A 13,460-nucleotide genomic window follows, 5' to 3' on the forward strand; every position below is an offset into this window, starting at 1 on the left:
CCCATCGGGGCCTTTCATCATTATTTACTTTTGATCACTGGATTGGGGTGTAAACACCATTCGGGTCAGATTAGCAAACTCATACACTGTCATGTTTTTCACTTCGTTGGACAGAATCACTTCATTCAAAAGACGAATGCCTTCTGACGAGCGAGGCGCCTTACCACGAGTCAAAGCCACACGGTAGATCACTTCATGCAGGATTGCCACGGCACGGTCTTGGGAGTTCAAAGACTTCCAATAGAACTGATTCACCGTGTACAGGGACTTTTTAGGATACTGAATCGGCTTCTGCACAACCAAAAGTTCCAGATTGCAATGCTTGCCCGGCAATACCACCACACCAGCATCGTCCAGAACATTTGGCAGATAGCCTTTTACGAAATTCACTTCGCTATAGAAGGAATCCACGTAGCCTTTCAATGTTGCAAACAACATCGGGTGAAGCTTTTCAATTCTTTGCAAATAGGCTTGAGCCAAAATGACTTCATCCGGAGTGCCTGTCGTGTTTGGCAATTCAATTTGTGCCAGTTCCCACGTCCAGTTGTAACGCAAATCCAATTCAAAGCGATCATAGAAACCAACTACCTGACCTTTGCAAATAACCACGTTCCCTGCGTTACCCACAAATGTCCAAGCATGGCCGATCACTGGAAATACCAACAAACCCGCAAGCAAAATACTCTTCATTAAGTTTTTCATTTCTTCCTACCTTCCTGCTACTGTGACTGGCACCAATTGAACTGCCAGGCTGTACACTTCCGTTGTGTCACCTTTATCCATAAGCTCTGCCATACGAACATTGAAATCGAGAATGATTTTTTTAGCCTTCGCCAGATTCTTAACGTTCGCAGGAAAAACCATGCTGGTAATACTGCGAGATTCAACTGGATCACGATGCAAAGATGTTACCGAGCGACCAATCATCTGACGATGGAACTCGCGCATCACTTCTGAAGGCACCTCTGTGGGCGCGCTGACATTGGTGAATGCCGGAACAAATTTACCGCCATCATCGACAACCAGACCTGCTTCAACCAGACGACTTAATGCCCCTTCTGCCTGCAACATGGAGATTTCCAGACGACTCACGATGCTGTTGATCGTGTGATCGAAACCTTTGGTCGAAATCAAATTAAAGATCGCCATGTGCTCCCAATCAGAGATAATCGCGAACTCATCTTTGGAAATCGAACGCAGAGTGGAGACCGGTTGCGCTTTGGCGATGGCAATCAAAGATTGCATGCGCTCTTTATCTTCCGGCGCCAGCTTCAACAACTCCGCAATACGCTCAGTCACTTTTGATCCTGGAATATAACGACCATGAATCAATTCCCACAAACGACCTTGAGTCAGTGAAAGATCACGTGCGAATGCACGCATTGAGTACTTGGGATTTTTCCGACGGCGCGCCAAAAAAATCTCATTAAAAAAATTCGATAACTCGGATGTTTTTTTCATAGACGTATTCCCCATGGCGGAAAAACTATTTCACAAAAGTAATCGGCGCAATGCCCTTGCCGTGGTGCTCTGACTCCAATGGAGTCGCAAATTAAAAAGCGTTCTCGTATAAGCACTCATGGAATGTGGTGGAATATCTAGAGGTTGGAGCTTGATGTCAATATCTTGATGGGTACTTATCTGCCTTGGAGTCACCGTTCCTCACGTTCTCCAAGGCGTCCAAAATCAATACTAAGTGTTGTGAACTTTCGAGATTTCCAGCTCTCTAAAGTTTTGTGTCATATCGTCAAAGAAGGACAGGTGGCCATTCTCAAGATCGAAGTAAACGCCCAACAACTGCAAACCGCGTTCTTTCACAGCAGAGTCAATAAATGGGAATGTTCTTAAATTCTCAAGCGAGGTCACGATAGAAGTTTTCTCACACTCTCGGCATTTCTGATCCAGATCACCGTGGGGATGTGCCTGCAAAACTTTGTTCTTTGCTTCCTCTGCGATGCTCATCCACTGCTGCACAAATCCACCCTTGCGAATGGCGTCGGGCTGGAACAACGAACGAATGCCGCCGCATTGACGGTGCCCAAGAATCACAATGTTCTCGACTTGCAAGTTAACGACGGCAAATTCAATCGCCGCAGACACCCCGTGAAAACCCATGTTGGATTCAAAAGGAGGCACTAGATTTGCCACGTTTCGAACCACAAAGATTTCCCCTGGAGAGGAAGAAAACAAAATCGCCGGATCCACGCGGGAATCACTGCAGGCAATCATCAATGTTTTAGGGCTTTGGCCAGTGGAAAGATCCTCGTAAACGGAATGCTCGCCCTTAAAAAAGCGCTCACGAAACCGACGGAATCCCGCCATCATTTTTAGGATTTCTTTTTTAGTCAGAAGTGATTCTTGAGTCATGGGACATGCTTAATCCCTAAGAAGAGAATGTACAATTTGGGGCTCGCAACTAACGCTTAGCGTTGCGTCAGATTCAATAGAGCCCCCTCTGAAGCCTAAGTCCCGGAACGAGTGACGTATTCAAACATCTCTTTGCGACCACCATAGGTGCACTTGCCATCATTGCAGTTGCGAGTGGCACATTTGCCGCGCAACACTTCCGGAGCATTGGCATCTGACTTGGCGACACATACCTTTTTAAAACCTTCATTTGCCGCCACCGAAGATGCCGGCTTTCGAGGTTTAGAGCTGACGGATTTAGGGGACGCATCGGCCTTCAATGTAACATTGATCGCCGCTGGCTCTGCAGGCTCTTGTGACACGGCTTTAGGAGCCGCTTTCTTAACCACCGGCTCTGGCTTTTCAGGCATCTTGGGAAGTTCGGCCATGGGATCAACATCCAACTCCTGTTCGACAGCTTTGACAGCGCCTTTGCCTTTTTTCTTTTTTGCTTTCGCTATTTTTTTTGGGGCAACCGCGGCACCGTCTTCTTCGTCTTCCGCAAAGAATTTATGGCGAACTAATTCTGAGTACTGATCCAGGACGCCCATCTCCCCGCGAATCTGACAATCATTGTTGGAACCTTTGGTGCAGATTCTTTCCACACATTTTCCACGCAGACTTGCCAGAGCATTACGGTTGGTTGAACCGATGCAACGAGTGATCACGATTTTTCCATCGTCATTGGTGCGCTCGGCTTTGCACATTTCCTGCTTTTCGCCATCTGCAAAACAGCTGGCAACTATTTCGGGTTCTTTGATAACGGGCTTTTGCGCGCAGCCCACAGCAACAAGGGCCAATAGTACAACAACGTGCTTTTTCAATGGATTCCCCTTTAGGTGTCTGACATTCAATTTAACAAATTGTCGTTTGGTAGGTAAAGTACTCCGACCGCAATCTTTCAAACTGAGACTAAAATAGAGTTTCTTAGAGGGTGTTACCCTCCAGCCCTGCCATTAACGAACCTATTCGAATTAAAAATTATTATATTCGTTCTTATGCAGATGTTGTCATCTAACTCGGCCACTCTTTTCCGCCTATCAAGACGCATCTTGGCTGTGGATCGACTGTTTGCCATATCAATAGACTTTCATTTACAGTTTACCCATGAACCTGAAAAATGCGCCCGGAATAATTGTCATCATACTAATCGGTATACTGATTGGTTTGGGCGCTTATTCCTTCATTTACGCCAAAGGTTATTCTTACCTGTCTGACGACCCCAAGGCGTGTATCAACTGCCATATCATGCAGGCTAACTATGATTCCTGGAGTAAATCAGGCCATCAATACGTGGCGAAGTGCAATGACTGCCACTTACCCCACGGAAATATCGCGGCTAAATATGCGGTTAAAGCATTGAACGGTTTTAATCACGGTTGGGCCTTTACTTTTCAGAACTTTCACGAGCCGATTCAAATTAAGGATCTAAATCGTAAGGTCGCATTACAGAGCTGCCTGAACTGCCATCAGCCCATGGTTCAAGCCATGGACATAGGTGCGCACAAAGGAACTGAAGAAAATGTTAAGAATTGCCTGCACTGTCACCGCGGTGTGGGCCACGGACAATAGGAGCCACCCATGACGCCCATGAAACGAAATCTTATTATCCTTGTTGGAGCTATCTTTCTGACCGTTGCCGCGGCAGCACTTCTGGTCAACATCTTCGAACGCAAACAAGAGGGAAAACAAGCATTCTACCGCGTCGTTGAAATCACCGATGACATTGAAGATCCTGCGGTTTGGGGAAAAAACTTTCCTTATCAATACGAATCCTATCTGAAGACATCAGACATGACTCGCACCAAGTACGGCGGCAGCGAGGCCTTCCCTCACGTCCCGACGGCAAAGGATCCGCGCACTTTCACCTCTGTTCAAAAATTGGATGAAGACCCAAGACTCCGCATTATGTGGAACGGCTATGCCTTCTCCAAAGACTTCCGGGAGGAGCGGGGCCATGCCTATATGCTGCTGGATCAGGAACTGACTGAACGCCAGGATGTGGTAAAGCAACCCGGAGCCTGTCTGAATTGCCATGCTTCCACTTATTCAATTTATAAAAAGCTGGGTGAGGGCGATCTGGTAAAGGGATTTCATGAAATGAACAAACTTCCATACAAAGAAGTTGTGACTCTGGCCAAACATCCCGTGGCCTGCATCGACTGCCATGACGCCAAGGACATGTCCCTGCGAATCACCCGCCCTGCTTTTATTGAAGGCATCAAAGCCTTTAAAGCCACACAAGGCATTACTGAATATGATGTGAACAAAATGGCTTCACGCCAGGAAATGCGCACCTACGTCTGCGCCCAATGTCACGTTGAGTACTACTTCAAAGGTGAAGGAAAAACTCTGACCTATCCTTGGGCCAAGGGCATCAAGGTTGAGGAAATTCTGAGCTACTATGACGAAGTCAAATTCAAAGACTGGATTCACAAAGACACCGGTGCTCCGGTTCTAAAAGCGCAACATCCTGAATTTGAAATGTTCTCTCAAGGCACCCACGCCCGTGCAGGTGTCGCTTGCACGGACTGCCACATGCCTTACCAACGGGTGGGAGCAATGAAAGTGACCGACCACTGGGTACGAAGCCCGCTTTTAAATATCAATCGCGCCTGCCAAACCTGCCACAACGTTCCTGAAAAAGAGCTGGCTGATCGCGCAACAGCAATTGAGGATCGCCACCAACGCCTGCGCAACATCGCATTTGATGCATTGATCGACCTGATCAACGCACTTAAACCGTATAAGGACGTGGACCTGGCCAAGTCACCGAACAAAGAACTCGAGGCGGCCAGAAACTTCCAACGACATGCCCAGTTTATGTTTGATTTCGTGGAAGCGGAAAACTCGTCAGGCTTCCACGCGCCTCAGGAGTCCGCACGCATATTTGGTGAATCCATCGACAATTCCCGCAAAGGTATCATGGCGGTCAATCGCTACAAAGATTCGTTGAAAAAATAGATTGCTGAGGACTCTTCCCTACCCCTAGACTTAAAGGGGTTTTTGAAAAACCAAAGGGAAGAGTCATGGCGAAAAACAGACGTTGGGTGATCAAAGCTGGCAGTAAAATGGTTTGCGATGGTGGTCCGTTATTAATGCGTGCCTGGATGCTGCAAGTGGCACAGCTGAAAAAGAAACATGGCATCGAGATCATCTGGGTGACCTCCGGAGCCATTGCCTGGGCAGTTGCCCGCACCAATTTTAAATCTGCCAAAAGAACTCTTCCACAAAAGCAAGCCCTGAGCGCCATTGGTCAGCCATTGGTGATGGACCAATACAATCTGGCTTTGCAATCTGCAAATTTATTGGGATCCCAGGTGCTCCTGACCGCCGGGGACATGAAAGACCCCGCTCGTCGCAAAAACCTGCAAAACACTCTGACAGAACTTTTGAAGTGGAAAGTCCTTCCAATCTTGAACGAAAATGACGCCGTGGCGACCGAGGAAATCAAATTCGGCGACAACGACTCCCTGGCAGCGAAAGTCGCAGTCATGATGAAAGCCGAACGGGTTATTCTGATGACTGACGTGGATGGCTTGTTTGATTCTGATCCGAACAAAAATCCCGATGCCACTTTAATCCGCTATCGTCCTAAAGTTTCTAAAGCCGAATTCAATCTGGCAGACCGTAAAGCCGTCTCCAAAGTCGGCACCGGTGGTATGTACTCAAAACTTCTGGCGGCGGAAACAGCCGGTAAAAACAAGATCATCACCCATCTTGTTCGCGGCGATATTCCCAACAACCTTTTGCATATCGCAAAAGGCGAAAGTATCGGAACACAATTTGGGGGACGCCATGAACTCGCTTAATGAGCAGGCCTTGCAGGATCTGCGTGCCTCGGCCCGCAAACAACGCAAACTTTCAACGGAAAACAAAAATCAGGCGTTGTTGTCTATTGCCCGCCGTCTTGCGAGCGCTTCCAACGAAATCATTGAAGAGAACAAAAAAGATCTTGCTGCCCTTCCCGCCGACACGGCCAGCGCGTTTCGTGATCGTTTGACTTTAAACGCGGAACGCATCGATGGTATGATCGAAAGCCTGAAGCAAGTTGCAGGTCTTCCTGACCCCGTTGGCGAAGTGATCGAACAAACCATTTTGAAAAATGGTTTGTTGTTAAAAAAGATTCGCGCACCTTTGGGCGTAATATTTATGATTTTCGAATCCCGCCCTAACGTGATTCTGGAAGCTTTCTCTTTGGCCTTTAAATCCGGCAACGTCATCTTGCTACGTGGGGGATCGGAATCCAAATACAGCAGCGCCATCATCTACCGTCTGATGCGCGAAAGCCTTATGGATGGCGGATTTGACCAGCTGCCTTTTTTGGGAGTTGAAAGTTACGACCGCTCTTTGGTCGAACAACTTCTAAAACGAAAAGATGTGATCGACATTGTCGTCCCCCGTGGTGGTGATAAGTTGATTGATTTCGTTCAGCGCACGGCCTTGATGCCGATCATTAAAAATGATCGCGGGATGTGCCACACTTATGTTGCTGAAGACGCTGATCTGGTAATGGCAGCAAAGATTGTCGCCAACGCCAAGACCCAACGTCCGGGCGTTTGCAATGCCCTGGAAACAGTTTTGGTAAATGCGAAAATTGCGAATCAGTTTCTGCCTTTGCTTTACAAAGAAACAGAAGCAAAAAAACTTCAGTGGCATGTGGACTCTGGATCACTGGCCATTCTAAACGGCCACGAACGAGTTACAATGGCAAATTCCGAGGACTGGGACACGGAATATCTGGATTTAATCATGAATTGTTGTCTGGTAAATGATATCGACGAAGCCATTAACCATATTGAAAAGCACGGAAGCAAACATTCCGAAGCCATCGTGACCAGGTCCGAGGAAAAAGCACGCATCTTCCAACAGGACATCGATGCGGCTGCGGTGTATTGGAATGCCTCCACTCGATTCACCGACGGCTTTGAATTTGGTCTGGGCGGAGAACTGGGAATCAGCACACAAAAGCTTCACGTGCGTGGCCCTGTGGGCCTTCGCGAACTGACTAATGCACGATGGTTGGTTGATGGCAGCGGACAGACCCGTGGCTAGGATTTTTTGCGATATTGTTTTCTGAAGTAAAACAAAAGCAGAATCCCAAGAGTCATAATAAGTGACCCCAGGTATTTCAGCGGCCTTCCCGGGTCGCGATTGACTGATAAAATACTGGCAAACTGCGAAGAAGAATTCGGTAAAGGATCAAACCCCGCCTGATAGACACTGAAGCCGTCGTACTGCAATGGCTCATTCATGGATATCACGACTTCTTTTCCATCAGCATAGCTAACTGTGCTTTCATAGGCCATGGCCTTGCTGCTGCCAGGATACTGGGTCTTTCTGAATTCCTTTAGTTCCAACGGAAATCCCAAATCCACCTGACGGTTTCGATAGCTTAGCAGGTAAACGTGGGATTCCGTAAAAATCTTAAGATAGTCATTTAAAAACAACCAATTCTCATGCCCGCCCTGACGAACTAACAAAGCTGCCGTGCTTTGCGGGGTCGGATGATCCATTTTTTCCAGATCCCATTTCAGCTCTGCCTTTGGAAAGTAGCGCAGCATGCGAAACTCCAGCCCCATCCACGGAGTATGGACCTTGTCGCCCTCGACAAGCTCACCCTTGGCGGTGGGTTCTGCTTGGTTTTTCTGGTAAAAACTGTATTGGGCTCCGTTCGGCTGGGGCACCAGACGAATCTCATGTCGTTCCAGATTTCTTTGCCATAATCCACCCATTGAAACCAGCACCGGTCCCATATCGAAATTTATTTTTTCAAAAACATTTCTTTGCACCAGCCACTCTAATGTCTGGATCCGGTCATTCATCATCTGAAACCGAAGCCCCGCCCCACTTTGTGCAATAAGTGAATTTTGCACATTGCGCTTGGGAACTCCGTAAGGAACAGACTCTACAATTTCAATTTCCGATTCTTTGGTTTTAATCAGAAAGGGTTTCTCTGGAGTTATGGGATTTTTTAAAAATTGAACTGGTTCTGAGTGGACAATGTCGTAACTGGCGCCGTCTTTGGAGCGGTACAAAATCAACTCTGTCTCGGGCACCGTTACGGCAGCGCTTTTCTCCCCGGGCACCAGACGGATTGTTCCATCAATACCTTTTTGCTGAGTGATGATGGATCCCGCCACAATCATAATTACGCCGATATGAGCCAATATAAATGCGGCGTGCTTTCTTTGCCAGGGCCAACGATCTGCAATCACCGCAATAAGACTGACTACCAGAAGCCCCATGGTCAGTTGCATCCAGACGGATCCGTAAACAAATACCTTGGCGGCATGGGCATCAAGACGACTTTCCACTATAGTGCCGATACAGATCAGAATAGAAAGAATTAAAAGCAGCACCACCGCCAATCGCAATGATGCAAATGCCTTTAATATTTTCTTAAAAAATCGGACGAATTTCGCCATCCGTCCCAGTTTCACCCATCCGAACTAGGGGTCAATGGTTTGATGACATTGCTGTGACCCAGCAACTAATAACAGTATTACGGATTGAATACCAAAACCAGATACACAAAGAACAAAATCAGATGCACAGTTCCCTCGAGCATTGTGGTTCGTCTATTTGAGAACGTCAAAGTGCTTAGGATCAAGGTCATTCCCAGCAGAGTCACTTCGCGAGGAGCGAGCCCTAAAATAACTGTTTGGCCCGTGATCGTACCAATTGCCAATATAACCGGAACGGTCAAACCCACAGTGGAGGTTGCGGCCCCCAAACACAGATTGATTGTTCTTTGCAGATCATTGCGCGCAACCGCACGCAATGCACTGATCCCCTCTGGAGCAAAAACCACGGCCGCAACAACAACACCACCCAAAGCCAGCGGCAAATCCAGAGCTTTGATTTCCGCATCCAGAATTTTTGCGAGCCCCTTGGACAAAAGCACGATTGGCAGAATATTCGCCAAAAGCAAAATCACGTGCTTGCGCAACTCCTTCCAGTTAATCGGTGCACGAGGAGCATCGACATCCTCGTCAACCTTGCCCTCAATTTGATGCACATAAAATGCCCGGTGACGTCCCGTCTGTGTGATCAAAAAGACCCCATACAATGCAATGGAGAAAACAGAAAAATACGTGGATTGCCAAAACGACAAAGTGCCTTCTGCCGTTGACGTCGTGAAGTTTGGAAGTATCAGAGCAATACAGGTCAGGGGAATCAAAACAGAAAGATAAGACGCTGCACCTTGAAGGTTGTAGGACTGTTCGCGATGCTTTAGACCTCCGATAAAAAGTCCCAAGCCCACGACACCATTCATAACGATCATGAGTACCGCGAACATCGTATCACGTCCCATGGTAGGAGCAGCTCCCGATCCCAGCATCACAGCACCCACCAGCGCCACCTCGATGATCACGATCGACAACGTGAGGATCAGTGTGCCATAGGGCTCCCCTAAAACTTCCGCCAATACTTCGGCCTCATGAACAACTCCAAAAGCCGCCCACAAAACCACCGCAAAAAAGGCGACGAACAGAACTCCCAACATAATTGGAGAAGTCACCGTGGCCATCCAAGCCGATAAAGCCAGAAAATAAACAAGAACAGTTGTCCATGATGTCAGTAAACGTAAATTAGAAAGATTCATCATAACTGTTCTCCTGCCGTGAAATTCATTTTTTATTTCCAAGAAAGCAGTTCTATCTGTCAAGAATTACTTCACTACAACACCACGTTCATGGAAAGAAAATTGGAACTGTTCTGATGAAGTACGCTCTGTATCACCTGACGAGAAGCCTGATCCTGCTTCGCCGCCACCATACAGCGGATACTGAATGATCGAAGTGCATCATAGACGCTCAATGTACCTTCTGCTGAATTCTTTCTTCCCGTGAACGGATACACATCGGGTCCGCGCTGGCACTGACTGTTGATATTGATACGACATACTTGGTTGCTCAGTCGATCAATCATAACTCCTAACATTTGTGCATTCTGACCAAACACACTGGCTTGATTTCCATAGGGAGAGTTTAAAATATAATCTTCAATCTCCTTATAATCTTCAAACTCAGCAATCGGAACCACGGGTCCGAATTGTTCCTCAATCGCAATTCTTGAGTTCAACGGGACCCGAGCCAGCACCGCAGGAAAGAAAATACCGTCGTGAATTTTTCCACCTTTTTCTTTATTGGCCAGTTCAGCGCCCTTCGCAACAGCATCATTGATCAAACTATTCAGGTACTCGGATTTTTTTGGATCAGGAAGAGGAGTGATCGCCACACCTTCATCCCAAGGCATACCGGGTTTCATGGAATCGATTTTTTGCACCAGGCGTTTGGTAAACTCACTGGCCACTTTTTTATGCACGAAAATCATTTTCAATGCCGTACATCTTTGTCCATTAAACGAAAGAGCTCCTTTCGCGCACTCACTGACCGCATTATCCAGGTCCGCATCCTCCATGATGATCGCAGGGTTCTTTGCTTCCAGACTTAGAATGCTGCGAAAACGAAAGGGCTGAGGATGCGCAATCTTGATCTGACTGGCGACCTTACTGGTGCCAATGAAAGCCAGGACATCAATTTTGCCATCACGGACGACGGGATTGACGATTTCGCGCCCCAATCCATTGATAACATTCACCACACCCTTTGGAAAAGCATCCCGAAAGACCTCCAGCAACGGATCCCACAGCAATTGCCCATAGCGAGCGACCTTGACGACGGCGGTATTTCCCATAATCAAAGCCGGAATCAAGGTCGTGAAAGTTTCATTCAAAGGATAATTGAAAGGCCCCATACAAAGTGTCACACCCAAGGGGGCCCGGCGAATTTGCGCCATGACACCACCGGAAAAATGAAAGCGACCGGCTTCACGTTCCATGTTTTTAACTTCATCAACCGTGTCGTCGATGTATTGAATGGTGCGATCAAACTCCGCCTGAGAATCAATCCAGGTCTTTCCAATCTCCCACATTAGCAAGCGACAGATAAGCTCCCGTTGCTGGACCATGCCGTTGCGAAACTTCACAACAGCATTCATTCGTTCCTCCATTTTCGCCGTGGCCCACTCCCCCAGTCCCTTGCCCCATGCCGCGGAGGCGGCCTGAACAGCCTCTCTTAGAATTTCAATACTCACGTGAGGCGTTGTGCCGATCGTCTTAAGCTCGGGCCCTGTGGTGCAGGTCGAGTGAACGGGAATGGTCTCAAATCCCTGACTTCGTAGTTCGCCATTGATCAGAATGCGCCCATTGATTTCTGGAATGCCCGGGAAAGCTGGTAGTGCTTGTGCCATTTGATTTCCTCTCCAAATGAACTCAGACTGACAATCATATGTTTGAAATGACAGAAAATCTTGGATAGGATTTTGAAATACAAAAAGGACACCTATGAGAGCAAAGGTTCACAGAGTAAACGGTCACCATTTCAAATTTGAAGTTCGCGGCATGCAAGGAGATCTGGACGTCGCCCTGCCTGATGCAAAGTCAGAAGGCCCCAGCCCTAAAGAGCTGGTTCTGGCAGCACTATGCGGCTGCACAGGAACCGATGTTGTGGACTTGATGGCCAAGTTTCAGGTTCAGTATGAAAGTTTTGATTTGGAAGCACGAGCGGGACTCACCGATAAGCATCCCAAAATCTTTACGCGCATTGATTTAACTTATTCCGTCAACGGCCCAAATGTGGATGGCGCCCAGGTGGTCGAAGCGGCAAAAAGATCCACCCATCAATACAGTGGGACGGCCGCAATGCTTTCCAAAGCGGTGCCGATATTCTATTCTGTGCAAGTGAATGGAGAGACGATTGCCAACGATCAGGCGCAATTTGCCTGATCGGTTATTCGACAGATACCAGTGTTGACGAGCTGGAGCTCACTTGAACAACAATTGATTTGGAATCTTGTTGAGCTCTGTATTCAGCGGAAGCCGAGATTAGCGCATAACCGCCAAGTACCATAATTACCAGAAGACTCAGACTAATGACTTTCGGTGTTTTCATGCCTCCCAGTATAGCGGGGTTCAAATGTCCCCGAAATCACGTTCTCAAATCGGGACAAATAATTCACAACTGTCCAAAACTTGTCAGATATTTTCTACAATTCCCCTCCTCTAATCCAACACAGCCCCACTCTGTTATTCGCCATATTTCTACGACTCTTCGGTGACTTCCCCCATTCACTTTTACAATGATATTACGGAGGGAGGTCCCCGTGGAATTAAAGGATCATGTCATCATCGTGACCGGCGCCGCCAGCGGCATTGGCCGGGAAGCCGCAGTCGTGTTAGCCAAGAAGGGCGCAAAGGTTTTATGCGCCGACTTTAATGACCAAGGGGCAGAAAAAACTGCCGAAGAACTGCGTGAAATCGGAGTCCTCTCTCATTCATTCAAAGTGGATGTTTCCAAAGCTGACCAAGTGAAGGCCATGGTTGATTTTGCCGTTGAGAAATTCGGCACCTTGAATGGAATTTTCAATAATGCGGGCATTGGCCTGGTGAAGCCTTTTCTGGAAATGGATCCAGCGTCTTATTTGAAAGTGATCGAAGTTGATCAGCACAGTGTCTACTATGGCATGTACTACGCTGCTAAAAAAATGGTTCAGCTTGGCAGCAAAGGAACCTTTGTCAACACCGCCTCCATTTATGGGACCATGGCTTCAGAGGGAAGCTTTAACTACAATGCTGCGAAAGCCGCAGTCGTCATGATGAGCAAGACAGCCGCCCTTGAACTTGCCAGCCATGGCATACGTGTGGTGGGCGTGGCACCGGGATTCATCAACACCCCGATACTGGGTGACAACAAGGAAGTGAAAGACTCCTTGGCAAAACAGCACATGCACAATCGCCTGATTGAACCTGAAAAGGTAGCCAGCGTTGTGGCCTTCTTGTTTACCGAGGCCGCCCAGGCCATCAACGGAACCACCGTTCCTGTCGACGATGGATTTCTGGTTTTCAAAAAATAACCGCCCCGAACAATTGTCAAGATTCTGAACAGCGATGGCATTCTGGAGCTTTTGGTATCCATCCAAAGCTCCAACTCGCTTATACCAGATCTGAAAGCCTGCTCTCATGGCCCGGGAATCGCATAGCTATAACC

Annotated in this window: 13 protein-coding genes; 6 read left to right on the forward strand and 7 right to left on the reverse strand. The window is 47.6% G+C overall.

What is annotated here, in order from left to right:
* Positions 1 to 24: 24 nt before the first annotated feature.
* The 4 genes from ACLVWR_RS17080 to ACLVWR_RS17095 all read right to left on the reverse strand — a co-directional run bounded on the left by ACLVWR_RS17080 (position 25) and on the right by ACLVWR_RS17095 (position 3,230).
* Positions 25 to 702 carry a hypothetical protein gene (locus ACLVWR_RS17080; RefSeq protein ID WP_413581799.1) on the reverse strand — a complete coding sequence of 226 codons (678 nt, stop codon included), beginning with the start codon at positions 700 to 702 and terminating at the stop codon, positions 25 to 27.
* Positions 703 to 708: 6 nt separating this feature from the next.
* Positions 709 to 1,461: a TIGR02147 family protein gene (locus ACLVWR_RS17085; protein WP_413581800.1), complete on the reverse strand. Its 753-nt coding sequence runs from the start codon at positions 1,459 to 1,461 to the stop codon at positions 709 to 711.
* Positions 1,462 to 1,692: 231 nt separating this feature from the next.
* Positions 1,693 to 2,367, reverse strand: coding sequence for a carbonic anhydrase (locus ACLVWR_RS17090; RefSeq protein WP_413581801.1), 675 nt, complete (start codon positions 2,365 to 2,367; stop codon positions 1,693 to 1,695).
* A gap of 95 nt (positions 2,368 to 2,462) precedes the next feature.
* Positions 2,463 to 3,230 carry a hypothetical protein gene (locus ACLVWR_RS17095; RefSeq protein WP_413581802.1) on the reverse strand — a complete coding sequence of 256 codons (768 nt, stop codon included), beginning with the start codon at positions 3,228 to 3,230 and terminating at the stop codon, positions 2,463 to 2,465.
* Positions 3,231 to 3,513: 283 nt separating this feature from the next.
* Between ACLVWR_RS17095 and nrfH the strand changes: the two genes are divergently transcribed.
* From nrfH to ACLVWR_RS17115, 4 genes are all read left to right on the forward strand, one after another.
* Positions 3,514 to 3,978 (forward strand): cytochrome c nitrite reductase small subunit, encoded by a 465-nt coding sequence (gene nrfH / locus ACLVWR_RS17100; protein ID WP_413581803.1) that lies wholly within the window; start codon positions 3,514 to 3,516, stop codon positions 3,976 to 3,978.
* 18 nt (positions 3,979 to 3,996) lie between these two features.
* Positions 3,997 to 5,370 carry an ammonia-forming cytochrome c nitrite reductase subunit c552 gene (locus ACLVWR_RS17105; protein WP_413581804.1) on the forward strand — a complete coding sequence of 458 codons (1,374 nt, stop codon included), beginning with the start codon at positions 3,997 to 3,999 and terminating at the stop codon, positions 5,368 to 5,370.
* 65 nt (positions 5,371 to 5,435) lie between these two features.
* Positions 5,436 to 6,218 carry a glutamate 5-kinase gene (gene proB, locus ACLVWR_RS17110; protein WP_413581805.1) on the forward strand — a complete coding sequence of 261 codons (783 nt, stop codon included), beginning with the start codon at positions 5,436 to 5,438 and terminating at the stop codon, positions 6,216 to 6,218.
* Entirely contained in the window at positions 6,205 to 7,461 is a 1,257-nt protein-coding gene (locus ACLVWR_RS17115; protein WP_413581806.1) for a glutamate-5-semialdehyde dehydrogenase, read from the forward strand. The genes proB and ACLVWR_RS17115 overlap by 14 nt, the downstream gene beginning before the upstream one ends.
* On the opposite strand, the gene ACLVWR_RS17120 is transcribed toward ACLVWR_RS17115, so the two are convergent.
* The 3 genes from ACLVWR_RS17120 to ACLVWR_RS17130 form a co-directional block, all read right to left on the reverse strand.
* Positions 7,458 to 8,834: a cytochrome c biogenesis protein ResB gene (locus tag ACLVWR_RS17120; RefSeq protein WP_413581807.1), complete on the reverse strand. Its 1,377-nt coding sequence runs from the start codon at positions 8,832 to 8,834 to the stop codon at positions 7,458 to 7,460. The genes ACLVWR_RS17115 and ACLVWR_RS17120 overlap by 4 nt on opposite strands.
* 77 nt (positions 8,835 to 8,911) lie before the next feature.
* Positions 8,912 to 10,015, reverse strand: coding sequence for a calcium:proton antiporter (locus tag ACLVWR_RS17125; protein ID WP_413583516.1), 1,104 nt, complete (start codon positions 10,013 to 10,015; stop codon positions 8,912 to 8,914).
* Between the two features lie 74 nt (positions 10,016 to 10,089).
* A complete protein-coding gene (locus ACLVWR_RS17130) occupies positions 10,090 to 11,664 on the reverse strand; it encodes an aldehyde dehydrogenase family protein (protein ID WP_413581808.1) in 1,575 nt (524 codons plus the stop codon).
* Positions 11,665 to 11,758: 94 nt separating this feature from the next.
* Here ACLVWR_RS17130 and ACLVWR_RS17135 point away from each other — a divergent pair, with 94 nt between their 5' ends.
* Together ACLVWR_RS17135 and ACLVWR_RS17140 are read left to right on the forward strand one after the other, a co-directional pair.
* Positions 11,759 to 12,199, forward strand: a complete 441-nt coding sequence (locus ACLVWR_RS17135; protein ID WP_413581809.1) for an OsmC family protein — start codon at positions 11,759 to 11,761, stop codon at positions 12,197 to 12,199.
* Positions 12,200 to 12,576: 377 nt separating this feature from the next.
* Positions 12,577 to 13,326, forward strand: a complete 750-nt coding sequence (locus ACLVWR_RS17140) for an SDR family NAD(P)-dependent oxidoreductase (protein WP_413581810.1) — start codon at positions 12,577 to 12,579, stop codon at positions 13,324 to 13,326.
* Positions 13,327 to 13,460 lie beyond the last annotated feature (134 nt).

Source organism: Bdellovibrio sp. HCB288, from assembly GCF_047305935.1.
GTDB lineage: Bacteria > Bdellovibrionota > Bdellovibrionia > Bdellovibrionales > Bdellovibrionaceae > Bdellovibrio.

Coding starts and splice junctions, on each gene's coding strand:
- ACLVWR_RS17080 (WP_413581799.1), bottom strand. CDS start 702: ATGAAAAACTTAATGAAGAGTATTTTGCTTGCGGGTTTGTTGGTATTT.
- ACLVWR_RS17085 (WP_413581800.1), bottom strand. CDS start 1,461: ATGAAAAAAACATCCGAGTTATCGAATTTTTTTAATGAGATTTTTTTG.
- ACLVWR_RS17090 (WP_413581801.1), bottom strand. CDS start 2,367: ATGACTCAAGAATCACTTCTGACTAAAAAAGAAATCCTAAAAATGATG.
- nrfH (WP_413581803.1), top strand. CDS start 3,514: ATGAACCTGAAAAATGCGCCCGGAATAATTGTCATCATACTAATCGGT.
- ACLVWR_RS17105 (WP_413581804.1), top strand. CDS start 3,997: ATGAAACGAAATCTTATTATCCTTGTTGGAGCTATCTTTCTGACCGTT.
- proB (WP_413581805.1), top strand. CDS start 5,436: ATGGCGAAAAACAGACGTTGGGTGATCAAAGCTGGCAGTAAAATGGTT.
- ACLVWR_RS17115 (WP_413581806.1), top strand. CDS start 6,205: ATGAACTCGCTTAATGAGCAGGCCTTGCAGGATCTGCGTGCCTCGGCC.
- ACLVWR_RS17120 (WP_413581807.1), bottom strand. CDS start 8,834: ATGGCGAAATTCGTCCGATTTTTTAAGAAAATATTAAAGGCATTTGCA.
- ACLVWR_RS17125 (WP_413583516.1), bottom strand. CDS start 10,015: ATGAATCTTTCTAATTTACGTTTACTGACATCATGGACAACTGTTCTT.
- ACLVWR_RS17130 (WP_413581808.1), bottom strand. CDS start 11,664: ATGGCACAAGCACTACCAGCTTTCCCGGGCATTCCAGAAATCAATGGG.
- ACLVWR_RS17135 (WP_413581809.1), top strand. CDS start 11,759: ATGAGAGCAAAGGTTCACAGAGTAAACGGTCACCATTTCAAATTTGAA.